We start from the raw sequence: 24181 nt of genomic DNA, 5'->3' as shown, positions 1-24181 counted from the left end.
GGGCAGTGGTGCCTGCTCAGCCCAGCGCGGAGAACCGTTGCACCTGGGTGATGCCGCCCTCCACGATGAGGACGCTGTCCGGCGTCAGCACCGTGTCCGGTCCGGCGTACCGGAACGGCTGTCCGGACCGCTTCGCGCCCACCACCATCACGCCGAACCGGTCCTGCGGGGCGACGTCGCGCAGCGACCGCCCGACCAGCGGCGCGGGCACCCGGATCTTGGCGATGGCGAAGTCGTCGTCGAACTCGATGAAGTCGAGCATCCGGCTGACGATCAGGTGCGCCACCCGCTCGCCGGTCTCCGCCTCGGGGAAGACCACGTGGTGCGCGCCGACCGAGTGCAGGATCTTCGCGTGCTTCTCCGAGGTGGCCCGCGCCCAGATCTGCTCGATCCCCAGTTCGGCGAGCGCCAGCACGGTGAGCACGCTCGCCTCCAGCGACGCGCCGATCGCGACCACCACCCGGCGGAAGTCCGCCAGCCCGAGCTGGCGCAGCACCTCCTCCTCGGTGCTGTCCGCCTGCACCACCCGGTCCAGCTCGCCGGACCAGTGCTGAACCCGGACCGGGTCTCGGTCGACCGCGAGCACCTCGTGGCCGAGCCGGGACAGCGACTCGGCCAGGCGCGAGCCGAACCGGCCCAGGCCGATCACCACGATGCCCGTCTCGTTCGGATGTCTAACCGACAATGGGTTGCTCCTCCGGGTAGCGGTACAGCCGCCGACGGGTGTTCAACGCGATCGCCGAGCCGAGCGTGAGCGGCCCGACCCGGCCGACGTACATGAGCGCGGTCAGCGCGTACTGGCCCGCCGGGGAGAGCTGCTGGGACAGGCCGACGCTCAGGCCGGTGGTGCTGAACGCGGAGGTGACCTCGAACAGTGCCGCGTAGAAGGGCACCTGCGCGGTCAGCGCGATCAGGACGACGGTGCCGGCGGCCACCAGCGCCACGCTGAGCAGCGCCACCGTCAGCGCCTGCCGCTGACTGGACGGGGACACGCGGCGTCGTCCCACGGTGATGTCCGGCTCGCCACGCAGCTCGGCCCAGATGGCGAAGCCGAGCAGGAAGAACGTGGAGACCTTGATGCCACCGGCCGTGCTGGCGCTGCCGCCACCGACGAACATCAGGCCGACGAACATCGGATAGCTCTCCTCGGTGAGCCGGTCCACGTTGACGAGGTCGAAACCACCGGTGCGGCTCAGCGCGATCTGTCCGAAGGCCGCGAGCACCTTGCCCGGCACGTCGTAGGTGCCGATCGTGTACGGGTTGAACCACTCGGCCAGCAGCAGGTAGACCACGCCGACGACGGTCAGCACCACGCTGCCCCAGACGGTCAGCTTGGTGGCCACCGTCCAGCGCGTCGGCCGTCGCCACTCCCGGGTGGCCTCGAAGATCGCCGGGAAGCCGAGCCCGCCGACGATCGCCCCGGCACTGAGCGACAGCGTCACCCAGGGGTCGCGACCGAAGGCCACGAGGCTGTCGGAGTAGAGCGTGAAGCCGCCGTTGTTGAACGCCTGGACCGAGTGGAACACGGCGGACCAGAGCGCCCGCCCCGGCGTGTAGTCGTAGACCAGCCACACCCGTCCGCCGACCACGGCGGCCACCAGCGCCTCGGTGACGAAGACGGTGGCCGCGATCCGCACCAGCAGCCGGCGCAGGTCACCGAGCCCGAACTCGGCGGTCTCGGCCTGGACGAGCAGCCGGTTGCGCAGGCCGAGCTGGCGGGAGACGGCGAGGATCACCAGTGACGCGCCGGTCAGGATGCCGAGCCCGCCGAGTTGCGTGAGCACGGTGATCGTCACGAGCCCGAAGTGGTTCCAGTAGTTCGGCGTGTCGGTGACGGTCAGGCCGGTCACCGACACCGCCGACGTGGACGTGAACAGCGCGGTGACGAACGGGGTGTGCCGCTGCTCGCTGGTGGCCCAGGGCAGCATGAGCAGACCGGTGCCGACCAGGATCACCGCCAGGAACCCCAACGGCACCAGCCGTACGGGCTTCCGGAGCAGGCGGCGCACCCCGTCATCTTCCGTCCGGAGATTCACCGGCAGGTCAGGAACCGACCAACTGGCGGTCAACCACACCCGGTCTGCTGTGCGTACCCATCGACGACAGGAGACGGCGTTGCGACGTACCCTTTCCGCCCTCGGCGTGGCCGGCGCGCTGCTCGCGGCGGCCGCTGTGGTGGTGCCGGCCGTGGCCGCCCAGGCCGGCCCGGACCACCGCGCCGAGCAGGCCCGCGCGCCCCAGCGGCCGATCGTGATCGGCCACCGCGGCGCGAGCGGCTACCGCCCGGAGCACACCCTGGAGGCCTACCGGCTCGCCATCCGCCAGGGCGCCGACTTCATCGAGCCGGACCTGGTCTCGACCAGGGACGGCGTCCTGGTCGCGCGGCACGAGAACGAGATCTCCGGTACGACGGACGTGGCCGCCCGCCCCGAGTTCGCCGGCCGCAAGGCGACGAAGACCATCGACGGGGTGACGGTCACCGGCTGGTTCACCGAGGACTTCACGCTGGCCGAGCTGAAGACGCTGCGCGCCAAGGAGCGCCTGCCCCAGGTGCGGGTCGCCAACACCGCGTTCGACGGCAAATTCGAGATCCCGACGTTCCAGGAGGTCATCGACCTGGCGCGGGCCGAGTCGAAGGCCCGGGGCCGGACCATCGGCGTCTACCCGGAGACCAAGCACCCCACCTACTTCGCGTCGATCGGGCGTCCGCTGGAGGAGCCGCTGGTCGCGGTGCTGCGCCACAACCGGCTCACCCACCGCAACGACCCGGTGTTCGTGCAGAGCTTCGAGACCGCCAACCTGCGCAAGCTCGACAAGATGATCGACGTGCGGCTGGTGCAGCTCATGGACGCGAGCGGCGCGCCCTACGACTTCGTCGCCGGCGGCGACAAGCGGACCTACGCCGACCTGGCCACGCCCGCGGGACTGGCCTGGATCTCCCGGTACGCCGACGGCGTCGGCCTGAACAAGAACCTGATCGTGCCCCGGGACTCCGCCGGTCGGCTGCTCGCGCCGACCTCGGTGATCCGGGACGCGCACCGGCAGAAGCTGGTGGTGCACGCATGGACGTTCCGGGCCGAGAACCAGTTCCTGCCGGTGGACTTCCGCATCGGCACCGACCCGAACGCGCGTGGGGACATCACGTCCGAGTACGAACTGTTCTTCGACCTGGGCCTGGACGGGGTGTTCAGCGACCACCCCGACACGGCGGTGGCCGCCCGAGCGGGCCGCTGACCCTCGAAAGGCGTGGCGGGCCGGCCGGGTCGTTCCGGCCGGTCCGCCCTTCGCCGACGAGGACGTCTGGGTCTTCAACCTGCCCGGCAACCAGGCGACGACGGGTACCTTCCAGACGATCACGGCAACATTCAGCACGCCCGGCGGACCGGTCACCCGGACCATTCCCACCGACCCGAACAGCGCCATCGTCAACGACCTCGGCACCAGCAAGGCCTGGATCCGGACCCCGGCCGGCTGGACGCTGACGGGAGCCACCGCGGTCATCTCGGGCACCGCCCGCTTCTTCGTCCTCACGCACACGTGCGCCGCCGGCGACATCGGCCTTTCGCTGACGCTGACGAAGACCGGCACGCCCGCGAGTGGGCTCAAGGCCGGCCAGGTCGTCACCTACACGTACACCGTCGGGAACGCGAGCACGGGCACGACGGACCCGATCACGGCCATCGCGATCACCGACGACAAGGTCACCGGCATCACCTGCGCGACGACCTCGCTGGCGCCCGGCGCGAGCACCACCTGTACGGGGACGTACACCGTGACGGAGGCCGACGTGGCGGCGGGCGAGATCGTCAACATCGCCAGGGCGAACGGCTCGTTCGGTGAGCAGCAGGTCACCTCCAACGAGGCCACCTTCACAGTCACCACGGTCACGCCCCCGCCGGTGCGGGCCAGCCTGTCGATCGACAAGAAGGCCCGGGTCGAGTCGGCCTGCAAGAACGAGTGCGAGCCCGACGGGTACGCGGCCAAGGGAGACAAGATCCTCTACACCTACCGGGTGACCAACACCGGCACGGTGACGATCACCGACGTCGCCGTGGTCGACCCGGCAAGCACCTGCCCGTCACCGGCAGCAGCACGACGCCGATGGTCGGCATCGGTGGTGGGCTGCTGGCCGCGGGCGGCCTGCTGATCGGCCTCAGCCGGATGCGCCGCAAGGTGGGCGTCCAGCTCTGACCTGTCACTCCGGAGGCACTCCGGGCGCTGTACGCGGTGCATCCCGCCCGGTCTCGCGGAAGATCGATGTGAATCTTGGAAAGTTCTCGTTCGGTATGAACGAGAACTTTCCAAGATCGGGGCCGGTCAGCTCGGGGGTTCGGCTACGTATGTGCCTCGGCCGGGCTGGCCGGTGATCAGCTCGCGATCATGCAGCAACGAGAGAGCACGGGACGCCGTGTTCATGTGGACGCCGTAAGCCTCGGCGAGTTCACGGGTCGAGGGCAGCTTGTCGCCGGGCTTCAACTCGCCGCTTCTGATCTTTGCGGCAAGTTCGTTGGCGATCTGACGATACGGTGCTTCGGCTGTAGGCATGGTGAGGACTCCGGTTGGTTCGGCACCTCCGATCATGCCGGGCCTACACCAGTAACTGCAACAAGCTAGAAGCCCGATGTGGACGCTCGACCTACACAGGTATTTTGGGTAGGCTGACTCGTGTCCGGCTCCGGTTGGTTCGGCAAACCTCGGGAGCCGGGCCCCGAATGGGCTCCGGGGTCGTACCGCCGAACGGGCTGCGGTCTCGGGGCCGGCGGCCCGCCCGCGTCCCCTGTCTGCGGGCGGGCCGCCTCCACGGCTCGGCGAGGAGGATCGGCGTGCGTAACGTGCTCAACCTGTTCCAGCCGTCCCGGCGGCGCGGCAAGGGCGGCCCGCCGAACCAGGGCTGGTACCGCTCGGACTCGTGCCGCCCGCTGAGTGTCGGGCAGATCCGCGAGCGGCGGTTCCGGACCGTGCGGCACGGGCTCGACCCGGCGGAGGTGCACGCCTTCCTCTACCGGGTGGCGGGTGACCTGGCGCTGGCCCGGCGCGACGCGTCCCGGCACGCCGAGGAGAACACCCGGATCAAGCAGGCGCTCAAGAGCTGGCAGTCCCGGTTCACTCCGGGCGCGCAGCGGTGAGCCGGGAGCGGTTCGTCGTACACCTGCCGGTGCTCGCGGCCGACCTCGACGGCGCACGGGGGTTCGCGCGGGCCATCTGCCGGGCCCTCGGGTTCCTGGCCGACGTGGAACGCGCCGGGACGACCGTGTCGCGGGAGGACGAGCAGTCCGTACGCCACTGGGTCTGGTGCGACCGGGTACGTGACGGTGGCCGGCGGTGCGCGCGGGCGGCCGACCACGACGGGGACTGCGGCGGGCGCTGACCCGGCCCGCGATGGCGTGGGCCGACATTCCCGGCGGGGCGTGCGTGGCGGGCGTGGCCATCCCGGGTCGGTACGGTTACGTGCCGATGTCCGGCGTTGTAACGTGCGGCCACCCCGTCGCGGGCACTTGTGTGCGCCGACCACATAGCCCGTGGGTGACGTCACTTCTAGCGTGAGCCGACAACTGACATTCCCCCTGTCCTCACCTGGAGTCGCAATGACGATCCGGCACACGCGACGGGTGTTCCTTACCGCCGCCACCTCGGTGGCGGTCGCTCTGGCCGCCACGGCCTGTGGCAGCCCGCAGGACACCGCATCCGGCGGCGGCGACGCCGCCCCGGTCAAGGTCGGTCTGGTCTACTCGCAGTCCGGCCCGCTCGCCAGCTACGGCAAGCAGTACATCGAGGGTTTCAAGGCGGGCCTCGACTTCGCCACCGAGGGCACCGGCAAGGTCGGTGACCGTACGATCGAGCTGACCGAGGCCGACGACGCGGGCGACCCGGCCAAGGCCGTGTCCGTCGCGAAGGACATGATCGGCAAGGGCACGAAGATCATCGCCGGGTCCACCTCCTCCGGTGTGGCACTCCAGGTGGCGCCGATCGCCGCGCAGAACAAGGTGCTGTTCATCTCCGGCCCGGCCGCCACGGACGCGGTGACCGGCGCGAACAAGTACACGTTCCGCTCCGGCCGGCAGTCGTGGCAGGACGTGGTGACCGCCCGGTCGTTCATCGGCGACGCGGCGGACAAGAAGGTCGTGGTGTTCGCGCAGGACGGCGCGTTCGGCGACGCGAACGAGGCCGCCGTCAAGGCCGTGATCGGCGGCGCCGGCGCGAACGTGAGCAGCGTCCGGGCCCCGGCCAGCGCCACCGAGTTCACGCCGTTCGCCAGCCAGATCAAGGCCGCCAAGCCGGACCTGCTCTTCGTCGCCTGGGCCGGCACCACCGCCGGCGCGATGTGGCAGACGCTCGACCAGCAGGGCGTCCTCGCCTCCACGACCGTCGTCACCGGCCTGGACATCCGCGCCTCGTGGCCGACGTTCGGCGCGGCCGGCACCAAGATCTCGTTCCTCTCGCACTACTTCGACGGGGCCAGCGACACCGAGGCCGCCAAGGCCGCGAAGGCGAAGGTGCCGGGCGGCACGCTCGACCTGTTCCACCCGGACGGGTTCGCCGCCGCGCAGATGGTCGTCCGTGCCGTGCAGGAGGGCGGCGACGACGTGGAGAAGATGGTGCAGGCGCTGGAGGGCTGGGAGTTCGAGGGCGTCAAGGGTGCCATGAAGATCCGCGCCGAGGACCACGCGCTGCTCCAGCCGATGTACCAGGCCAAGCTCTCCGGCAGTGGCACCGCCTTCACGGCCACCGTCCAGAAGTCGCTCACCGGTGACGAGAGCGCGCCGCCGGTCGCGCAGATGAAGGGCTGACCGATGCTCGCCACCCGCGGTCTGACCTGGCGGATCGGTGAGGTCGCCATCGTCGACTCCGTCTACCTCGATCTGGCGCCAGGGGAGTTCCTCGGCGTGATCGGGCCCAACGGCGCCGGCAAGACCTCCCTGTTCAACCTGATCACCGGCCTGCGCCGCCCCACCGAGGGCACGGTCCTGCTGGACGGCGCGGACATCACCGCGCTTCCGCCGCACCGGCGTGCCCGGCTCGGCCTGGGGCGCACCTTCCAGGCGTCCTCGGTCTTCGGCTCGCTGAGCGTGCGGGAGAACGTCCGGCTCGCCGTACAGGCACACCGGGGTGGCTCGATGAAACTGTGGCGGCGGGCGGCGGCCGACCGGGAGGTGGCCGCCGCCGCCGACGCGGCGCTCGACCGGGTCGGCCTGCACCACAGGGGTACGGCGCTCGCCGGCACCCTGGCCCACGGCGAGAAGCGCAAGCTGGAGATCGCGCTGCTGCTCGCCGGGGAGCCCCGGGTGATGCTGCTGGACGAGCCGATGGCCGGCGTGAGCGCCGAGGACGTGCCCGAGCTGGTCAGCGTGATCAAGTCGTTGACCGGCGACAGCGGCCGGGCGGTGCTCATGGTGGAACACCACATGGACGTGATCCTGGAGCTGGCCGACCGGATCGCCGTGATGCACCACGGCGCGCTGCTGGCCTGCGACACCCCGGACACGGTGATGGCGAACGCCACCGTGCAGGAGGCGTACCTGGGGGAGGCCCTGTGAACGCGAGCAGTGAGCCGGTCCTGTCCGTCGAGGACCTGTCCGTGCGGATCGCCGGACTGCACATCCTCCAGGGCGTGTCGTTCGAGGTCGCGCCGACCGGCGTCACGGTGCTGCTCGGGCGCAACGGCGTCGGCAAGACCACCACGTTGCGTGCGATCGTCGGGCTGACGCCGCGCGGCGGCGAGGTGCGCGGCAGCGTACGCATGGGGGCCCGGAGCCTGCTCGCGCGCCCCACCCACCGGCTGGTCCGCGACGGGCTCGGCTACGTGCCGGAGGACCGCTGCGTGTTCGCCGCGCTCACCGTCGCGGAGAACCTGCGACTGGCCGAACGGCGGGGCGTCACGCCCGCGTACGACAAGGTCTTCGCTCTCTTCCCGGAGCTGGAGCGGCGCGGACGGCAACGGGCCGGCTCGCTGTCCGGCGGGCAGCAGCAGATGCTCGCGATCGGCCGGGTGCTGCTGAACGACAACCGGCTGCTGCTGGTCGACGAGCCGACGAAAGGGCTGGCGCCGAAGGTGGTGACCGAGGTGGCCGAGGTGCTGGAACGGGTGGCGGAATCCGTGCCGGTGCTGCTGGTCGAGCAGAACCTGGCGGTGGTACGGCGACTGGCGACCGACGCGGTGGTGCTCTCCGCCGGGCAGGTCGCCTGGACCGGCGACGCCCGCGAACTGCTGCTGGAGACCGCGCTTACCAAGTCGCTGCTCGGTGTGGGTTCGGGTTCCGGGGAGGTGCACGCGTGAACACGGTGGTCCTGCTGACGCTGACCGGGCTGGGCCTGGCGGCGCTCTACTTTCTCGTGGCCTCCGGCCTCTCCCTGGTCTTCGGCCTCGCCGACGTGCTCAACTTCGCGCACGGTCTGTTCCTCGGCGTGGGCGCGTACGCGACGTGGTGGGCCTCGGGCAACCTGCCCGGAGCCGGGCCGGACGGGTTCGGCTTCGTCCTGGCTGTCGTCTTCGGCGTGCTGGCCGGTTCGTTCGTCGCGGTGCTGGTGGAGCTGGTGCTGATCCGGCCGCTCTACTCCCGCACCATCGAGCAGGTGCTCGTCACCGTCGGCCTGTCGCTGGCCGGGGTGGCGCTGCTCCAGGCCACCTGGGGCGCTGATCCGCGGCCATTCCCGCGCCCGGACTGGAGCCGGGACGTGACGTCGGTGCTCGGCGCCCAGGTGCCGAACGCCGGTCTGCTGCTGATCGTCGCCGCCGTGGTGGTGCTCGGCGCGCTGCTGGCGTTCCTGCGCTGGACGCGGTACGGCCTGATCATCCGGGCCGGGGTGGAGAACCGGGAGATGGTCACCGCGCTCGGCATCGACGTGCGCAAGGCGTTCACGCTGGTCTTCGCGATCGGCGGGGCCGCCGCCGCGCTGGCCGGCGCGCTCGGCGGCGTCTACTTCGGCACCGTCTCGCCGGGGCAGGGCGGCTCGCTGCTGATCTTCGCCTTCATCGTGGTGGTGATCGGCGGGATGGGCTCGGTGGTCGGGTCCGCGTACGCGGCGGTCGCGGTGGGGCTGCTGCAACAGTTCGTCAACTACTACGGCACGTCCGGGCTGGGTGACCTGTGCGTGGTCGGCCTGCTCGCCGTGGTGCTGCTGCTGCGTCCGCAGGGCCTGGCCGGAAAGGTGGCTCACGCATGACCAACTCGGTGGTCGACGCGCCTCCGGCGCAGGTGCCCGACGAACTGACCCCCGGGCGTTCCCGCTGGCACGGACTGCGCCCGTACCTGCCGCTGGTCGCGCTGGTGGTGGCGGCGGTCCTGCCGTACTCCACGCTGAACCTGCCGGGCATCTTCGAGGGACCGCTGAACTCGCCCGGCACGCTGCAACTGCTCGCCATCTGCCTGGTCTTCGGCGGGCTCGCGGCCGGATACGACCTGCTGTTCGGGCGTACCGGAATGCTCTCCTTCGGCCACGCCCTCTACTTCGCCGCCGGGGTGTACGGCACCGACATCCTGGTCACCGAGGCCGGGTTGCCGCTGTGGCAGGCCGCCGTGCTGACGGTGGTCGGCGGGACCACGCTCGCCGCGCTGCTCGGCGCGGTGGCACTGCGCACGGTGGGCATCGCGTTCGCCATGGTGACGCTGGCGTTCGCGCAGGTCGGGGCGATTCTGGTGGCCCGCGACTTCGGTGGCCTCACCGGCGGTGAGGAGGGCTTGCCGCTGGACGTGTCAGGGCTGCCGCCGGCGCTGGTGGGCGTCACCAACACGGTGAACCTGTACTGGCTGGCGCTGGCGTACCTGGCGATCGTGGTCCTGGTCGTGCACCGGGTCAGCGCCTCGCCGACCGGGCGGGTGCTGGCCGGGCTGCGTGACGACGAGCGGCGCATCGGGGTGCTCGGGCTCGACCCGTACCGGTTCAAGCTCGTCGCGTTCACGCTGGCCGGTGGTCTCGCGTCGGCCGGCGGGGTGGTCTACGTGCTGATCGTCGGCGGCGCCAGCCCGCACATCACCTCGTCGGAGCTGACGCTGTCGCTGCTGGTCATGGTGGTGCTCGGCGGCCCCGGTACGCGGTGGGGGCCGGTGCTCGGCGGCGTCCTCTACATGTACCTGGACCACCGGCTCACCGCGTTCGGCAGCAGCGAGGCGGTGAACAGCCTGCCCGCGTTCCTCAGCCGTCCGCTGAGCCAGCCGTTGTTCGTCCTGGGCACGGTGTTCATCCTGGCCGTCTACTTCTTCCCCGGCGGCCTGGCCAGCCTGCGCTCCCGCCTGACCCCCGTCCTGACCGCCCTCCGCCGCCCCCGCTGACGGCTCCCATCCCCCTCCCCTCTCCCCGTTGATCAAGGAGTTTGTGTCCTGATTCCGCGGTTAGGATGACCCAAACTCCTTGATCAACGGGGAGAGCGGGGAAGGGGAGACGTCATGGGGGAGCTGCGGCGGCTGGCTGTGGTCAGTGGGGGTGGGACCGGGATCGGGGCCTCCGTCGCCCACGGGCTCGTGATCGACGGGTTCGACGTGATCGTGGTGGGACGGCGGGGCGACGTGCTCGAATCGACGGCACGGCGGATCTGTGACGAGAGCGGGCGGGACGGGGCGGTCGTGGCTGTCGCCGCCGACCTGACCGATCCGGCGCAGGTCGGAGCGGTGGTGGACGCGGTCGGGGATCGTGCCGTGGATGCCGTGGTCAACAACGCCGGCGGTTACCTCAGCGGGTCGACCGACTCGCTCGCCGGTGTGGCGGACTGGTGGCGGGCCAACCTGGACGCCACGTGCTGACCGCCGTGCTGCTCACCGAGGCGCTGCTGCCGGCCCTGAGCCGCCCCGGCGGCCGGGTGGTCCTGCTCAGCTCGATCGCCGCGCAGCGCGGTGGCGGCGGGCCGTACTCGGCCGCGAAGGCCGCACTGCACGGCTGGGCGTACGACCTGGCCGCCCAGCTCGGTCCGGAACAGATCACTGTGAACGTGGTCAGCCCCGGCTACGTGGCCGAGACCGAGTTCTTCGGCGACCGGATGACGCCGGAGGGGCACGCCAAGCGGGTCGCCGCCACGCTCGTCGGCCGGGCCGGTGAGCCGGACGACATCGCGGCGGCCGTGCGCTACCTGGTCGGCCCGTCCGCCGGGTACGTCACCGGGCAGGTGCTCGGCGTCAACGGCGGTTCCGTGCTCGGCCGCTGACACGCGGAAGGGGCGGCCCCCCGTGTGGCCGCCGCCCCTGCGCCGCTGTTCGGCGGCCCCGTGCCGCCGGCCAGGCGGCCGGCCGGAGTGCCCAGGTGGTTGAGCGTCTTCGCGACAGTCAGCGGTGCGTTCGTCGCCCTGTTCTCGTTCGGCCTGCTCACCTGGCTGGTGGTGCTGCTCTACGGGTTCTGGCGGCGGGGCTGGGGCAACGTCCTCGCCGCGGTCTACTACCTGACCGTCGGCGTGACGTTCGTGGTGGTCATCGGCGGCAGCGAGACGGAGGAGGTCAGCGGACCCCGAGGCGCCCTGATCCTGGTCTGGCTGGTTACCTGGATCTCGGGCGTCCCGCACGTGGTGCTGCTCAACGGCCGGCTGCTCGCCTGGCTGCGTGGCCTGTGGCGGGGCCGGCCGTACGCCGACCGCAGCCGGCTGCGCCGGGAGTACGCCCGGTACCTGCTCTACCAGTACCCGTCGGCGCGGGACGACCTGCGCATCGGCCGCCCCGACCTGCCCCGCGCGTACGACGACGGCGGACTGGTGGACGTGAACTCGGTGCCGGACCACGTGATCGCCGGGCTGCCGGGGCTGACCCGGTCACAGGCGCAGCACGTGGTGGCCGACCGGCGGATACGCGGCCCGTACACGTCGATGGAGGAGCTGGCGTCGCGGTGCCTGCTGCCGGCGGCGGCGACGGACTCGCTGCGCGAGCTGCTGATCTTCCTGCCGCCCGTATCGCCGCCCGCGCCGCCTTCGTCGACCCCTGGTCCGCCGGTGACGTCGGTGGACCCTGGTAGAAATGCCGGATGAGCCAGGATCGGATGGCCGTCCGGGAGCGCGCCGAGGCGGTGCTGCGGCGGCTGGCGGGCGACCACGCCCGGCTGCGCGAGGACCAGTGGCGGGCCATCGAGGCGCTCGTGGTCGACCGGCGCCGGGTGCTCTGCGTGCAGCGCACCGGCTGGGGCAAGTCGGCCGTCTACTTCGTGGCCACCGCGCTGCTGCGCGACGGCGGTCGGCACGGGCCGACCGTGATCGTCTCGCCGCTGCTGGCGCTGATGCGCAACCAGGTCGAGTCCGCCGCCCGCGCCGGCATCCGGGCGCGCACCATCAACTCGGCGAACCTGGACGAGTGGGACGAGATCACCGCCGAGATCCACGCCGGTGCGGTCGACGTGCTGCTGATCAGCCCGGAGCGCCTGAACAACCCCGACTTCCGCGACGGGGTACTGCCGAAGCTCGCCGCCACCACCGGGCTGCTCGTGGTCGACGAGGCGCACTGCGTCTCCGACTGGGGGCACGACTTCCGCCCCGACTACCGGCGGCTGCGCACGTTCCTGGCCAACCTGCCCGAGCGCACGCCGGTGCTGGCCACCACCGCCACCGCCAACGCCCGGGTCACGCAGGACGTGGCCGAGCAGCTCGGCGACGCGCTGGTGCTGCGGGGCACCCTGGACCGGGAGTCGCTGCGCCTCGGCGTACTCGACCTGCCGAGCCCGGCCCACCGCCTGGCCTGGCTGGCCGATCACCTGGACCGGCTCCCCGGCTCGGGGATCGTCTACACGCTCACCGTCGCGGCGGCCACCGAGACGGCCGACTTCCTGCGCGGCCGGGGCTGGTCCGTGGCGTCGTACACCGGCCAGGCCGAGGACGCCGACCGGCGGGCCGCCGAGCAGGACCTGCTGGACAACAAGATCAAGGCGCTGGTCGCCACCAGCGCGCTCGGCATGGGCTTCGACAAGCCCGACCTCGGCTTCGTCGTGCACCTGGGCGCGCCGCCCTCGCCGATCGCCTACTACCAGCAGGTCGGCCGCGCGGGCCGGGCCGTCGAGCACGCCGAGGTGCTGCTGCTGCCCGGCGTCGAGGACGCGGCGATCTGGCGGTACTTCGCCTCGCTCGCCTTCCCGCCCGAGGAACAGGTCCGCGCTGTGCTCGCCGCGCTGGACACCGACCGGCCGATCTCCACCCAGGCCCTCGAACCGGTTGTCGACCTGCGCCGGACCCGGCTGGAGCTGATGCTCAAGGTGCTCGACGTGGACGGCGCGGTCCGCCGGGTGCGTGGCGGCTGGCTCGCGACCGGCGAGCCGTGGGTCTACGACGAGGCCCGGTTGCGGCGCGTCGCCGACGCGCGCGCCGCCGAGCAGCGGGCCATGCGCGAGTACGCCTCGACGTCCGGCTGCCGGATGCGCTACCTGCGGGAAGGGCTGGACGACACGGGGGCGCAGGACTGCGGGCGGTGCGACAACTGCGCCGGCCCGCTGTTCGACGCCGCCGTCTCCGATCAGGCGCTGACCGCCGCGCAGACGTTCCTCGGGCGTCCCGGCGTGCCGATCCCGCCGAAGAAGCTCTGGCCCACCGGGTTGGAGGCGGTCGGCGTACCCCTGAAGGGCCGCATCCCCCCGGCGGAGCAGGCGCTGGCCGGCCGGGCCGTGGGGCGCCTGTCCGACCTGGGGTGGGGCGGGCGGCTGCGCGGACTGGTCGGGCCGGAGGCGCCGGACGGCCCGGTGCCCGACGACGTGGTGGCGGCCGTGGTCGAGGTGCTGAAGGCGTGGGCGCACGGCGACGACCCGTGGCCCCGGCGGCCGGTGGGCGTGGTGGCGGTCGGCTCCCGGACGCGACCGCTGCTGGTCGGCTCGCTCGCCGAGCGGATCGCCGCCGTGGGCCGGCTGCCGCTGCTCGGCCAGGTCGTCCCGGCCGGCGGTGGCGGGCCGCGCGGCAACAGCGCCCAGCGGGTACGCGCGCTGCACGACGCCTTCCTGCTGCCCGATGAGCTGGCCGGTGCGTTGGCGGAGCTGGACGGTCCGGTGCTGCTGGTGGACGACCTGGTCGACTCGGGCTGGACGATGGGCGTGGTGGCGCGGCTGCTGCGGCGGGCCGGTGCGCCGGACGTGCTGCCGCTGGCGCTGGCGGTGGCCGGCTGACCCGTCCGGGCGCCGGTTCCCGGCGTGCTCCCGGTCGCCGCGGGGAGGTCCGGGCGTGCGCGGAAAGTTCCCGGGCCGGGCGGAATGCGAGCGTCACCACCGTCGGCGGACCGTCGTCGGGCCCGGACCCGGGCGGCGGTACCGTGGGGTCATGACCGAGCAGCGACCCGTCGTCCAGACGTACACCGTGACCGGGATGACCTGCGAACACTGCGTCAAGGCGGTGACCGAGGAGCTGTCCGCGCTGCCCGGTGTCGACGAGGTCCGGATCGATCTGGTGAACGGCACCGCCACTGTCACCAGCGCGACGCCGCTGTCCGACGAGTCCGTGCGTGCCGCCGTGGACGAGGCGGGTTACGAGCTGGTCGGCGGCGGTGCCTGAGTCGTCGTCAGTCACCTCCGACCCCGGCGTCGTCCCCGACGACGCCGGGGCGGGCTCAGGCGCTCCCGCTGCGCAGCCCGGGGACGCGGTGCTGACCCGGGACGCGGTGCTGACCCGAGACGCGGCGCTGGCCGGGAACGGCGCGGGTGGTCCGGCCGGGACGGCCGGGCCCGTCGCGGTGGACCGGGAGACGCTGCGGCTGGCCCTGGTGGTGGGCGGCCTGGTGCTCGCCGTCCTGCTCGGTTTCGGCCTCGGGCGGATGAACGCGCCGGCCGGCCCGGCCCGGCCCGCGACGGCCGGCGGGGCCGCCACGGGCGGCGCCGACGGTGGCGTGCACGCCCACGCACCGGGGACCGGCGCGCACACGCACGACGGCGCCACAGTCACCCAGGGCGGCGGCGACGGCGTGACCGGACTGTCGATCACCTCGGCCGGCTACACGCTGGTGCCGTCGACCGGGCTGGTCGCGGGCCGCGCCGGTGAGCTGCGCTTCCAGATCCGCGACGACCAGCGCCGGGCGGTCACCCGGTTCGCCGTGGTGCACGACAAACCGATGCACGTGATCATGGTCCGGCGTGACCTCGGCGGCTACCGGCACCTGCACCCGGCGATGGCCGCCGACGGCACCTGGTCGGTGCCGATCACCCCACCGGAGGCGGGCCCCTGGCGGATGTACGCGGACTTCACCGCGGTGGCCGACGACGGTCGCCAGGTCGCCGTGGTCCTCGGTGCCGACCTGACCGCGTCCGGCGCGTACCGGCCCGGGCCGCTGCCCGCCGCCGCCACGTCGGCCACCGTCGACGGATTCACCGTCGGGTACACCGGCACGCCGGAGGTGGGGAAGTCGGTGCCGCTGCGGTTCCGGGTCACCGGCGCGGACGGCGCGGCGGCGGCGCTGGAGCCGTACCTCGGGGCGTACGGGCACCTGGTGGCGTTGCGCCAGGGCGACCTCGGTTACCTGCACGTGCACCCGGAGCAGGTGCGCGACGGCGACGACGTGACGTTCTGGCTGACCGCGCCGGGGCCGGGCAGCTACCGGATGTTCCTGGACTTCCAGGTCGGCGGCGTGGTGCGCACCGCGGAGTTCACGCTGACCGTCGCCTGAGTCGCGAGCCGCATGGGCGGTCAGCCGGCCCGGCGGACCGGGCGGCGGGCAAGGTAGCGGAGCAGGTCGCGGATGTGGTGCTTCTCCTCGGCGGGCACGTTCGGGTCGGCGAGCCGATCCAGGATCACCCGCACGTCGGCCTCCACCGGGCCGTCCTCGGCACCCCGGCGGCGGGGCACCGGCCCGGCGTCGGGCAGGCCCAGCGCGCGGAACGCGGCCGCCACGGGCAGGTCGAGGGCGGCGCAGAAGCCGCGGACCTTCGCGAGTTCGGGGTAGTCCTGCCAGTCGCCGGCCAGCCAGCGGAACACTGTGGAGCGGCCGACACCGGTGTGGGTGGCGAGGTCGGTCACCGTCCAGCCGCGCTCCTCGCGCGCGGCGTCGATGGCCCGGCGTACGAAGCGCGCGAAGGCCATCTGCGGCGAAACGTCTGCGGAACCCATCCCTGGCGGATCTGTCCTTCCTCCGGTGGCCCGGCTCGCTCGTCGAGCCTAGTACGCCGGGCCGGAGAAGTAACTGACTGATCGGTCCGGAAGTCCCGTCGGCGAGACCCGGACGACTACGGAAGCTCGCTTCGGGCAATACGCTTCGGGTAATAGGCTGAGGGAACCCTGTGAGTCGATGGAGGAGCAGCATGGCCGAGCCGGAACGTCCCGTACCGCATCGCCCCGGCGCGGTGAGCCTGTTCTTCGTGGCCAAGGCCGCGGTGTTCGCGCTCGGGTTCTGGATCTGGCTGCTGGTGCTGGCGGTACGCGGCGTCGAGGCGACCGGCGTACACCTGATCGCCGCCACCGGCGCGATCTGCACCACCCTGGCCGCGGTGGTGCTCGGCGCTCGGCTGGCGTTGCAGCGCAACGCCGCCGCGCGGCACGCCGAGCTGAAGCGGCTGCTCGTCGACATCTCGTGGAACGCCTTCGCCGCCGCCGGGAACGCCGAGCAGCCCGGCAAGGTGGTGCCGTTCCCGAGCGCACCGCACGACGGCGCGCGGGCGCCGAACCGGGGCGCCGGTGAGCGGGTGCCGGTGCTGGACCGGGGCGACCGCAACCGGGGCGACCGGGGACGGTAGACCGCTGCCGCTCAGCGCGCCTCGGTCAGCAGCGTCTCCAGCCGGGGCGTGACACCCCACTGGCCGACCAGCTCGCGATACTCGGCGCGCTGCCCGTCGGTCGGCGCACCGGCTGTCCGCCGGGCCCGGATGAGCAGGTTGCGCGGGGTGTGCTGGGAGTCGACGAACTCCACCACCTCGGCGCGGTAGCCGTGCAGTCGCAGCAGCGCGGCCCGCAGCGAGTCGGTGAGCACGTCGGCGAACCGCTCCCGTAGGATGCCCTGCCGGGTCAGCAACTCGTACGGTGCCGGGGCCGGACCGGCGCGGAGCTGGGCGGCCAGGTCGTGGTGGCAGCAGGGCGCGGCGAGCACCCAGCGGGCGCCCCAGCGCACGGCCCGGGCCAGCGCCTCGTCGGTCGCGGTGTCGCAGGCGTGCAGCGCCAGCACCAGGTCGGGTGCCGGTTCGACTGATGCGTCGGCGATGGTGCCGGCCACGAAGCCGACCCGGTCGGCCCAACCCAGGCGCTCGGCCAGCTCGGTGTTGCGGCGGCGCTGGTCCTCGCGCACGTCCACCCCGACCAGCGTCACGTCCAGGCCGCGCTGGACCAGGTGACGGTAGGCGGCGAAGGTCAGGTAGGCGTTGCCGCAGCCCAGGTCCACCACGCGCAGCGGGCCGGTGAGGTCGTCGGGCAGCGTCGCCGCGAGCGCGCGCAGGAACGCGTCGACCTGGCGGCGCTTGGCCGCCGAGCCGCCGATCTCCCGGAACAGGGGATCACCGGGGTCGAGCAGCCACTCCTTGGCGCGATCGTGCCCGCCCGGCTCGGTGGCCGGACGGCTGGCCGCCGCACGGTGCACCTGCGCCTCGCCGGACTTGGTGACCCGGAGTTGGAGCGTGGCGTCGGCGGTCTCGACGTGCCAGTTGCCGAACGGTTCGGCGAGCAGTTCGTCGACTGCGGCGCCGGCCTCCGTGCCGGGTGCCACGTTGCGGGTGTGCGGCCGAGATCCGTCGGAGACGGCGATCTGCAACCGGGGACCGGCCTTCAGCGTGACCGGGCGCAGTTCCGCGCGTACGACCGAGGGGCGCTGCCCACGACGGCGCCCGGCGGCGACCGCGCGGGTCAGCCCCGGCGCGAGCAGCAGCGCCCGCACCTCGGCCAGCGCGGAGTCCAACGCTTCCGGCATCAGTACCTACCTTCCTGCCTCCGCCCCGGCGATCATGAGGTTGGCGGCCGTGAGCACGGCGTGTCGCGCCGTCAACTTCATGATCGTCGCAGGGGGTGAGGGGCGGGGATGGGGACGGCCTCCGGGACCGGGGTCCGGGAGGCCGTATCCGTGGTGTGCGTCAGTCGGTGGTGGTGGACTCGGCGGGTGCGCCGGTGCCGCTGCGGCGACGGCGGCGGCGACGGGGCTTGGTGCTCGCGACCTCGCCCTCCGCGGGCTGCGGTGCGGCGGCGGCCTCGGCCGTGCCCTCGGTGCCGATCACCGCGGTCGGCTCACCGGCCACCGTCTCGCCGGCCCGGCGACGACGCCGCCGACGCGGGGTACGCGGGGTCTCGTCGTCACCGCCGTCGGCCTGCCCGGTGGACGAACCGGCGGCGGGACCGGCCTCGCCGCCCCGGCGCCGGCCGCGGTCGCCGCGCTCGCGGCCCCGGCTGTCGCCCCGGCGCTCGCCGCGCCGCGACCGGCCGCCACCGCCCAGGTCCTCCTCGACCTCGGCGGACAGGCCGGCCCGGGTGCGCTCCGCGGTCGGCAGCGTGCCGCTGATGTCCGTCGGGATGTCCAGGTCCGTGTAGAGGTGCGCGGAGGTGTGGTACGTCTCCGGCGGCTCGGGCATGTCCAGCCCGAGCGTCTTGTCGATGATCCGCCAGCGGGGCATGTCGTCCCAGTCGACGAACGTCACGGCGGAACCCGTGGCCCCGGCCCGGCCGGTACGGCCGATGCGGTGGGTGTAGGTGTCCTGGTCCTCGGGGCAGTCATAGTTGATCACGTGGGTGACGCCCGTGACGTCGATGCCCCGGGCGGCCACGTCGGTGGCGACCAACGTGTCGATCTTGCCGGCCCGGAACGCCCGCAGCGCCCGCTCGCGCGCGCCCTGGCCTAGGTCACCGTGCACGGCGGCGACGGCGAAGCCGCGGAAGTCGAGATCCTCGGCGACCCGGTCGGCGGCCCGCTTGGTGCGGGTGAAGATCATGGTCAGCCCGCGGCCCTCGGCCTGCAGGATGCGCGCCACGATCTCGACCTTGTTCAGCGAGTGGGTGCGGTACGCGAGCTGCTTGGTCTGCGGCGACGGACCGGTCTCGGCGGTGTGCCCGGCGTGGATCGTCACCGGCCGGCGCAGGAAGCGCCGGGACAGCGCGACGATCGGGTCCGGCATGGTGGCCGAGAACAGCATGGTCTGCCGGTCCTCCGGCAGCATCGCCAGGATCTTCTCGACGTCGTCCAGGAAGCCCAGGTCGAGCATGCGGTCGGCCTCGTCGAGGACGAGCGCACGGACCCGGTCGAGCCGCAGGTGCTTCTGCTTCTGCAGGTCCAGCAGGCGGCCCGGGGTGCCGACCAGGATCTCGACGCCCTTGCGGAGCGCCTCGATCTGCGGCTCGTACGCCACACCGCCGTAGATCGGCAGCACCCGGACACCCCGGGTACGGCCGGCGGCGTCGAGGTCCTTGGCGACCTGGATGCCCAGCTCGCGGGTGGGTACGACGACAAGCGCCTGCGGGACGCCGTCGCTGCCCTCGGACGGGGCGAACACCCGCTCCAGCAGCGGGATGCCGAAGCCGAGCGTCTTGCCGGTGCCGGTCGGCGCCTGCCCGATCAGGTCGACGCCGCGCAGCGCGATCGGCAGCGCGTACTCCTGGATGGCGAAGGCGCGGGTGATGCCGGCGGCGGCCAGCGCCTCGACGGTCTCCTGCCGCGCGCCGAGCGCGGCGAACGTGGGTGCCTCCGGGGGGACCGGAGCGGTGGGGGCCAGTGGCTGGCCGGAAATCTGCTCGCTCATGTGGATGTGGGGGTGCCCTCTCGTGGTGCGCCCCTTCTGTCCTCAGGGCGCGATCGGTGTGGCGCGGGCCACGCGGTCAGGGGCGAACTCGCCGAGCCGGACCGGGCCGCACGCGCGTCGGGGACCGGCGTTGATCAGCAAGTGACCGAATCGGTGCCCACGGCAACTGTCTCATCGTACCTGAACGGCCAGCGGGTCGTCCCGATTCCAGGTGGTGGCCGTGTACGCGGGGTGACTACCTGTGACTCGGGTCACACGCGAGGCGCCGGTAGCCCTGCGCTCGTGTCCGCCCCCGAAGCTCTGCCCGACCCTGCGCGGCCGACCTGTTCGGGCTCGTCGCCCCTGGCGAACCGCTCGCGTTCGACCGCCTCGCCGCCGCCGAGATCCGGGCCGCGATCGAGGTCGATCCCCGCACGGCCGGGCGGCTGTCGATGTGGGTGCGGCGGCTGCTGGGCGAGGCACTGTCCCAGGCGGGCCGGGCGGCCGGGGCGCGCTCGTCGCGTTGATCAGGTGGACCGGCGGGGACGTGCCGGGGCTGCTGCGCCGGCTGACCGATGCGCACACCGCGCGGATGGCAGCCGCCGGATCGAACAACTGAGCCGCCGTGGCGGGAGCCCGCCACGGCGGCCGGTGCCGCGGGAATCAGCGAACGGTGAACCCGACCGCGCGAGGCGACGCCTCGGCGATCTCGACGTAGGCGACCTTGCCGACCGGCACGATCACGCGCCGGCCCTTCTCGTCGGTCAGCGAGAGCGTGCCCTCACCCTTGGCGAAGGCGTCGGTCACGATCTGCTCGATCTCGGCCGGCGACTGCGCGCTCTCCAGGACCAGCTCCCGCGGCGCGTACTGCACGCCGATCTTGACCTCCACTGTGCCTCCTCAACTGGGGCGAAAAAGCCACCGTGGGAAGGCTATCCGATCCGGCGGCCCGATGTTCAGGCCGACTCACCTTGCAGCGGGAAGCTGGCGATGCCACGCCACGACAGGGCCGCGACCAGCGCCTCGGCCTCCGCCTTGGGCACCTGGCGGCCGCCGGCGAGCCAGAACTGGGCGGCCGTCTCGGCGGCGCCGACCAGACCCGAGGCGAGCAGTTGGGCGTGCGAGCGGCTGACCCCGGTGTCCGAGATGATCGTGTCGGTGATCGCCGCGATGCAGCCCTGCTCGACCCGCTCCACCCGCTGCCGCACCGCCGGGTCGTTGCGCAGGTCCGACTCGAAGACCAGCCGGAACGCCTCGCTCTCGTGGTCGACGAAGTCGAAGTACGCGCGCACCGCGGCGCCGACGCGCTCCTTGTTGTCGTTGGTGCCGCTCATCGCGTCCTGCACGTTGGCCACTATCGCGTCACAGTGCGTGTCCAGCAGTGCCAGGTACAGGTCCATCTTCCCGGGGAAGTGTTGGTAGAGCACCGGCTTGGAGACACCGGCCCGCTCGGCGATGTCGTCCATCGCGGCGGCGTGGTAGCCCTGCGCGACGAACACCTCCTGGGCGGCGGCGAGCAGCTGCTTACGGCGCGCCGAGCGGGGCAGGCGGGTGGGCCGACCGGCGGTCTGTGCACCGTTCCCCACTGCGGTCATCGGATCCTCCGAGTATCTGCGTACGAGCCGGCACGTATCACCCGAACCGGTCCGGGTTCGTGAACCCGTCGCGGAATTGGCCCGCCGCTGTAACTTATCGCCACTGTCACCACACGGTAGCCTCAGCGGGGGCGACCAAGGAGCGCGCGGTGAGTGAAACAGGGCAACCCGGAGCCGCCACCCCGGGAGAGCACGGCGACGGGACGGGCCAGCAGGACGACCCGGTCCGTACCGGCGGCGGTTGGGCGCCCCCGCCGAGCGGCTGGTCCCGCGGCGCTCCGGCGTCCGGCGGCTGGCCCTACGGCGACCTCGGCGGCTGGGCCGCCTCCTCGCCCCGGCACGGCGACCTGCCGGCCCCGCTGCCCGGCCACTCCGCGCCGGAACCGGGCCGCGTCAACGGCCGCCACGTCAACGGCGTGCACCACGCCGGGGAGGAGTCGCCAGTGACCCGCCAGGCGCCGGTCAGCGCCCCGCCCGCGGACGAGCCGCCCCGGCCGGCCGACGGCGAGCGGCTGGCCGTACCGGCCCCGCGCCCGGCGCCGACGATCGAGCAGCCGGCCGACCCGGGAGAGGCCACCGGTTCCCGGCACGCCGCCGACGACCCGGCCGCCCGGGCCCCGCGCTGGGCCGACAGCGGGCCGACCTCCGCGCCGCCGGCTCTCCAGGTCCCGCCGGTCGGCGCCGCCGCCTCCGGCTTCGAGGTGCCGCCGGGCTTCCACGCGCCGAACACCGAGTCCACCCCGTCGCTGTCCCGCGGCTGGGCCGACCGGCCGATCACCCCGCCGGTCCCGAGCCGGCCGGAGCACGCACCGGGCGACGTGCACCCGCCGGAGGGCCGGGCGGTCACCGCCGAGCCACGGGCCGCGGCCGAGATCCCGGCGGACGACCCGAGAGCCGCCGCCGAACCGGACTGGTCGGGGCCGTCCTGGAACCGCCCGAGCTGGGGTGACGGCTGGGCCCCGCCGTGGGCCCGCACCGACGAGCCGCCGGCCCGCCGGGCCGAGGAGCCGCCGGTCCGGGGCCCGGAGGAGCCGCCGGCCCGCCGCACCGGAGAGCCCGTCGCCGAGCGGCGGGAGTGGGAGGACGACAGCGCCGCCCACCGCACCCCCCGCGAGGACCGCGCGGCCGAGTGGTCGCCCGAGCCGGTGCGGCCGTACGAGCCGGCCCGCGTCGAACCGCCGGCCGCCTACGAGCCACCCCGACCCGAGCCGGTACGGCAGTACGAGCCGATGCGCGCCGAGCCTGCCCCGGGACCGGAGGCGGCGCGGCCGTACCCGCCGTCCGCCGAGTCCGAGGCGTCCTGGCCGTACGAGCCGGGTGCCGGGCCCGAGCCGGCGCGCCGGTACGAGCCGGGTGCCGGGCCCGAGCCGGCGCGCCGGTACGAGCCGCCGGCCGCACCCGAGCCGGCGACCGAGGCGACCCGGCCGTTCCGGCTGGCCCGGGGCGACGCCGAACCGCCGCACGGCTACGACCGGCCCTCCTGGGCCGGGCCGCCGGTGCCGGTCGCCCCGCTGGGCGCGCCCGCCGGCCCCGCGCCGACCAGCGCCCCGCCCGCCCCGGCCGGTGGATACGCTCCGGCGCCCCCCACCGAAGCGGCCGCCACCGCCCCGCCGACCTCAGGCGTGCCCGCCACGAGCGGCGCGCCCCGTTTCGACCGCACACCCGCGTCCCACCCGACGAGCGCCCCTCCCTACGCGGCCCGCCGGTCCGCACCGGAACCGGTGCCGGCCGCCGACGCGGTCGCCGAGCCCCGACCGGAGGATCCGTCCCCCGTGCTGCCGCAGCGCGTCCCCTCGGAACCGGACGTGCCAGTCGTGCCGGAGCCACCGGCAGTGGAACCGTCCGCCGAGACCCCCGAACTCGCCCGCATCGCCACCCACCTGCGCCGCGACGACGAACCCGCGCCACTACGGGAGCGGCCGGAGGGCTTCGACGTCAACGCGATCCTCGACGCGGTCCGGGAGGTGGCGGGCGTACGCGACGCCGCGCTGCGCCGCACCCCGGCCGGCGCGCACAGCCTCCGGCTCGATTTGGCCGACGGCGCGGACCCGGCCGAGGTTAGCCGCCTGGTGGCCCGGCTGCTCCAGGAGCGGATGGGCCTGGCCGCCGCCCCGCAGAACCTGCCCGGCGAGCCCGCCGTGCCGCCACCGGCGCCGCTGCGCCGCCGGTCGGCGCGGCTGGACCGCTCCGGTGAGGCGCGCGCGGGCGAGAACCGGGCACCCGGCGGGCAGTCCGCGCCGGGCCAGGCCCGTACCGACGGGACCGGCGCCGCGCAGCCCGAGCCGGGCGAGGCCCGCAACGGTGACGAGACGGGCGGCGACGAGATGCCGGCGCGGACCGGTGTGGCACGTCCGGCCGCGAACCGGTCCGGCGACGCGCGGTTCGGCGCGGACCGCGCCACGCGGCCGGCCGAGGTGCCCGGCGACGGCGACGAGCCGCCGCGCCGCCGCCGGCAGGCCACCCACCGGGGCCGGGCCGCTGTGGACGAGACGTCGCTGGCCGCCGCGCCGACCGGCATGTCCACCGGCAGCCCGGTCACGCTCGGTACGTCGTACTCCGGTGGGCAGATGACCACGACGGAGACCGCGCCGTCGCGACCGCTGGACACCGGCGGCGTGCCGGGGCCCCGCGTGGTGATCGAGCACGTCCTGGTGAGCACGTTCGGCCTGGACGCCACCACGGAGGTCCGCCTGGTCGCCGGTGACCGGACGGCCGAGGGGCACGCGACCGGGCCGGCCGTCGACGGGTACGTGCTGCGGCTCTGCGCGGTGGCCGCGGCCGCCGCGGTGGACGAGCTGCTCGGCCGGGCCGTCCCGGCCGGCGAGCGGGGCCGGTGCTTCGTGGAGCACGCCGCGGTGGTGCCGTTCGGCAACTGCGAGGTCGCCACAGTGGTGGTGCTGCTCGTCTGCGACGGCTGGGTGGAGCAGCTGGCCGGTTCGGCGCTGGTGGCCGGGGATCCCCGGCAGGCGGTCGTGCGGGCCACGCTCGCGGCGGTGAACCGGCGGCTGGAGGCGCTGCTCTCCTGAGCGCGTGTG

Annotated in this window: 25 protein-coding genes and 1 pseudogene; 18 read left to right on the top strand and 8 right to left on the bottom strand. The window is 73.6% G+C overall.

The window, feature by feature from the left end:
* Positions 1–16: 16 nt before the first annotated feature.
* Together GA0070215_RS02220 and GA0070215_RS02215 are read right to left on the bottom strand one after the other, a co-directional pair.
* Positions 17–685 (bottom strand): potassium channel family protein, encoded by a 669-nt coding sequence (locus GA0070215_RS02220; RefSeq protein WP_091041230.1) that lies wholly within the window; start codon positions 683–685, stop codon positions 17–19.
* Positions 675–2009 carry a TrkH family potassium uptake protein gene (locus tag GA0070215_RS02215; protein ID WP_091041227.1) on the bottom strand — a complete coding sequence of 445 codons (1335 nt, stop codon included), beginning with the start codon at positions 2007–2009 and terminating at the stop codon, positions 675–677. The genes GA0070215_RS02220 and GA0070215_RS02215 overlap by 11 nt, the downstream gene beginning before the upstream one ends.
* 106 nt (positions 2010–2115) lie before the next feature.
* Here GA0070215_RS02215 and GA0070215_RS02210 point away from each other — a divergent pair, with 106 nt between their 5' ends.
* Genes GA0070215_RS02210 through GA0070215_RS29785 form a run of 3 tightly spaced genes read left to right on the top strand, consistent with a single transcriptional unit; the run spans position 2116 to position 4191 of the window.
* The gene (locus GA0070215_RS02210) at positions 2116–3234 is read left to right on the top strand and encodes a glycerophosphodiester phosphodiesterase (protein WP_091041225.1); all 1119 of its coding nucleotides are present in this window, start codon (positions 2116–2118) and stop codon (positions 3232–3234) included.
* Positions 3131–4147: a DUF7507 domain-containing protein gene (locus tag GA0070215_RS02205; protein ID WP_091041222.1), complete on the top strand. Its 1017-nt coding sequence runs from the start codon at positions 3131–3133 to the stop codon at positions 4145–4147. Before GA0070215_RS02210 ends, GA0070215_RS02205 begins: the two co-directional genes overlap by 104 nt.
* Positions 4111–4191: a hypothetical protein gene (locus GA0070215_RS29785; protein ID WP_369753841.1), complete on the top strand. Its 81-nt coding sequence runs from the start codon at positions 4111–4113 to the stop codon at positions 4189–4191. The genes GA0070215_RS02205 and GA0070215_RS29785 overlap by 37 nt, the downstream gene beginning before the upstream one ends.
* Positions 4192–4317: 126 nt before the next feature.
* On the opposite strand, the gene GA0070215_RS02195 is transcribed toward GA0070215_RS29785, so the two are convergent.
* On the bottom strand, positions 4318–4545 hold the full coding sequence (locus GA0070215_RS02195) for a GntR family transcriptional regulator (RefSeq protein ID WP_091041219.1): 228 nt from the start codon (positions 4543–4545) through the stop codon (positions 4318–4320).
* Positions 4546–4823: 278 nt separating this feature from the next.
* Here GA0070215_RS02195 and GA0070215_RS02190 point away from each other — a divergent pair, with 278 nt between their 5' ends.
* The 12 genes and pseudogenes from GA0070215_RS02190 to GA0070215_RS02135 all read left to right on the top strand — a co-directional run bounded on the left by GA0070215_RS02190 (position 4824) and on the right by GA0070215_RS02135 (position 15536).
* Positions 4824–5126, top strand: a complete 303-nt coding sequence (locus GA0070215_RS02190) for a DivIVA domain-containing protein (RefSeq protein ID WP_018787668.1) — start codon at positions 4824–4826, stop codon at positions 5124–5126.
* Entirely contained in the window at positions 5123–5368 is a 246-nt protein-coding gene (locus GA0070215_RS02185) for a hypothetical protein (protein WP_018787667.1), read from the top strand. Before GA0070215_RS02190 ends, GA0070215_RS02185 begins: the two co-directional genes overlap by 4 nt.
* A gap of 217 nt (positions 5369–5585) precedes the next feature.
* Entirely contained in the window at positions 5586–6788 is a 1203-nt protein-coding gene (locus tag GA0070215_RS02180; protein ID WP_091041216.1) for a substrate-binding domain-containing protein, read from the top strand.
* A gap of 3 nt (positions 6789–6791) precedes the next feature.
* Positions 6792–7535 (top strand): ABC transporter ATP-binding protein, encoded by a 744-nt coding sequence (locus GA0070215_RS02175; RefSeq protein ID WP_013288706.1) that lies wholly within the window; start codon positions 6792–6794, stop codon positions 7533–7535.
* Positions 7532–8275 carry an ABC transporter ATP-binding protein gene (locus GA0070215_RS02170; protein ID WP_018787665.1) on the top strand — a complete coding sequence of 248 codons (744 nt, stop codon included), beginning with the start codon at positions 7532–7534 and terminating at the stop codon, positions 8273–8275. Before GA0070215_RS02175 ends, GA0070215_RS02170 begins: the two co-directional genes overlap by 4 nt.
* Positions 8272–9162, top strand: a complete 891-nt coding sequence (locus GA0070215_RS02165; RefSeq protein WP_091041213.1) for a branched-chain amino acid ABC transporter permease — start codon at positions 8272–8274, stop codon at positions 9160–9162. Before GA0070215_RS02170 ends, GA0070215_RS02165 begins: the two co-directional genes overlap by 4 nt.
* Complete coding sequence (locus GA0070215_RS02160; RefSeq protein ID WP_091041210.1) at positions 9159–10268, top strand: branched-chain amino acid ABC transporter permease; 1110 nt, start codon at positions 9159–9161, stop codon at positions 10266–10268. The genes GA0070215_RS02165 and GA0070215_RS02160 overlap by 4 nt, the downstream gene beginning before the upstream one ends.
* Positions 10269–10382: 114 nt before the next feature.
* Positions 10383–11134 (top strand): annotated as a pseudogene (locus tag GA0070215_RS02155) (SDR family NAD(P)-dependent oxidoreductase).
* A gap of 99 nt (positions 11135–11233) precedes the next feature.
* On the top strand, positions 11234–11941 hold the full coding sequence (locus tag GA0070215_RS02150) for a ComEA family DNA-binding protein (protein WP_231394850.1): 708 nt from the start codon (positions 11234–11236) through the stop codon (positions 11939–11941).
* Positions 11938–14049, top strand: a complete 2112-nt coding sequence (locus GA0070215_RS02145) for a RecQ family ATP-dependent DNA helicase (RefSeq protein ID WP_208600261.1) — start codon at positions 11938–11940, stop codon at positions 14047–14049. The genes GA0070215_RS02150 and GA0070215_RS02145 overlap by 4 nt, the downstream gene beginning before the upstream one ends.
* Before the next feature lie 151 nt (positions 14050–14200).
* On the top strand, positions 14201–14431 hold the full coding sequence (locus GA0070215_RS02140; protein WP_091041205.1) for a heavy-metal-associated domain-containing protein: 231 nt from the start codon (positions 14201–14203) through the stop codon (positions 14429–14431).
* Entirely contained in the window at positions 14424–15536 is a 1113-nt protein-coding gene (locus GA0070215_RS02135; RefSeq protein WP_091041202.1) for a hypothetical protein, read from the top strand. The genes GA0070215_RS02140 and GA0070215_RS02135 overlap by 8 nt, the downstream gene beginning before the upstream one ends.
* Before the next feature lie 20 nt (positions 15537–15556).
* Here GA0070215_RS02135 and GA0070215_RS02130 read toward each other — a convergent pair whose 3' ends face one another.
* Positions 15557–15976, bottom strand: coding sequence for a helix-turn-helix domain-containing protein (locus tag GA0070215_RS02130; RefSeq protein ID WP_026268433.1), 420 nt, complete (start codon positions 15974–15976; stop codon positions 15557–15559).
* A gap of 191 nt (positions 15977–16167) precedes the next feature.
* Here GA0070215_RS02130 and GA0070215_RS02125 point away from each other — a divergent pair, with 191 nt between their 5' ends.
* On the top strand, positions 16168–16599 hold the full coding sequence (locus tag GA0070215_RS02125; protein ID WP_091041198.1) for a hypothetical protein: 432 nt from the start codon (positions 16168–16170) through the stop codon (positions 16597–16599).
* An 11-nt stretch (positions 16600–16610) separates the two neighbouring features.
* Here the strand turns inward: GA0070215_RS02125 and GA0070215_RS02120 are convergent, their stop codons facing one another.
* Both GA0070215_RS02120 and GA0070215_RS02115 read right to left on the bottom strand, forming a co-directional pair.
* Positions 16611–17759, bottom strand: coding sequence for a class I SAM-dependent methyltransferase (locus GA0070215_RS02120; protein WP_018787656.1), 1149 nt, complete (start codon positions 17757–17759; stop codon positions 16611–16613).
* A 160-nt stretch (positions 17760–17919) separates the two neighbouring features.
* A complete protein-coding gene (locus tag GA0070215_RS02115; RefSeq protein ID WP_091041194.1) occupies positions 17920–19572 on the bottom strand; it encodes a DEAD/DEAH box helicase in 1653 nt (550 codons plus the stop codon).
* Positions 19573–19895: 323 nt separating this feature from the next.
* Here GA0070215_RS02115 and GA0070215_RS29780 point away from each other — a divergent pair, with 323 nt between their 5' ends.
* Positions 19896–20078, top strand: a complete 183-nt coding sequence (locus GA0070215_RS29780; RefSeq protein WP_425253322.1) for a ferritin-like fold-containing protein — start codon at positions 19896–19898, stop codon at positions 20076–20078.
* A gap of 136 nt (positions 20079–20214) precedes the next feature.
* On the opposite strand, the gene GA0070215_RS02105 is transcribed toward GA0070215_RS29780, so the two are convergent.
* A complete protein-coding gene (locus GA0070215_RS02105; RefSeq protein ID WP_018787652.1) occupies positions 20215–20442 on the bottom strand; it encodes a DUF3107 domain-containing protein in 228 nt (75 codons plus the stop codon).
* A 65-nt stretch (positions 20443–20507) separates the two neighbouring features.
* Positions 20508–21146, bottom strand: a complete 639-nt coding sequence (locus GA0070215_RS02100) for a TetR/AcrR family transcriptional regulator (protein ID WP_018787651.1) — start codon at positions 21144–21146, stop codon at positions 20508–20510.
* A 149-nt stretch (positions 21147–21295) separates the two neighbouring features.
* On the opposite strand from GA0070215_RS02100, the gene GA0070215_RS02095 reads away from it, so the two are divergent.
* On the top strand, positions 21296–24172 hold the full coding sequence (locus tag GA0070215_RS02095) for a hypothetical protein (protein WP_091041190.1): 2877 nt from the start codon (positions 21296–21298) through the stop codon (positions 24170–24172).
* The last annotated feature ends 9 nt before the right edge of the window (positions 24173–24181 follow it).

Origin of the sequence: Micromonospora marina, assembly GCF_900091565.1 — a bacterium.
Classification (GTDB): Bacteria; Actinomycetota; Actinomycetes; order Mycobacteriales; family Micromonosporaceae; genus Micromonospora; species Micromonospora marina.
This window is presented reverse-complemented; position numbering and strand designations above follow the sequence as displayed.

Bases quoted from the DNA above. Each gene is read 5' to 3' on its own strand.
- GA0070215_RS02120 (WP_018787656.1), bottom strand. From the start codon at position 17,759: ATGCCGGAAGCGTTGGACTCCGCGCTGGCCGAGGTGCGGGCGCTGCTG.
- GA0070215_RS02115 (WP_091041194.1), bottom strand. From the start codon at position 19,572: ATGAGCGAGCAGATTTCCGGCCAGCCACTGGCCCCCACCGCTCCGGTC.
- GA0070215_RS02130 (WP_026268433.1), bottom strand. From the start codon at position 15,976: ATGGGTTCCGCAGACGTTTCGCCGCAGATGGCCTTCGCGCGCTTCGTA.
- GA0070215_RS02125 (WP_091041198.1), top strand. From the start codon at position 16,168: ATGGCCGAGCCGGAACGTCCCGTACCGCATCGCCCCGGCGCGGTGAGC.
- GA0070215_RS02160 (WP_091041210.1), top strand. From the start codon at position 9,159: ATGACCAACTCGGTGGTCGACGCGCCTCCGGCGCAGGTGCCCGACGAA.
- GA0070215_RS02100 (WP_018787651.1), bottom strand. From the start codon at position 21,146: ATGACCGCAGTGGGGAACGGTGCACAGACCGCCGGTCGGCCCACCCGC.
- GA0070215_RS02195 (WP_091041219.1), bottom strand. From the start codon at position 4,545: ATGCCTACAGCCGAAGCACCGTATCGTCAGATCGCCAACGAACTTGCC.
- GA0070215_RS02180 (WP_091041216.1), top strand. From the start codon at position 5,586: ATGACGATCCGGCACACGCGACGGGTGTTCCTTACCGCCGCCACCTCG.
- GA0070215_RS02175 (WP_013288706.1), top strand. From the start codon at position 6,792: ATGCTCGCCACCCGCGGTCTGACCTGGCGGATCGGTGAGGTCGCCATC.
- GA0070215_RS02145 (WP_208600261.1), top strand. From the start codon at position 11,938: ATGAGCCAGGATCGGATGGCCGTCCGGGAGCGCGCCGAGGCGGTGCTG.
- GA0070215_RS02140 (WP_091041205.1), top strand. From the start codon at position 14,201: ATGACCGAGCAGCGACCCGTCGTCCAGACGTACACCGTGACCGGGATG.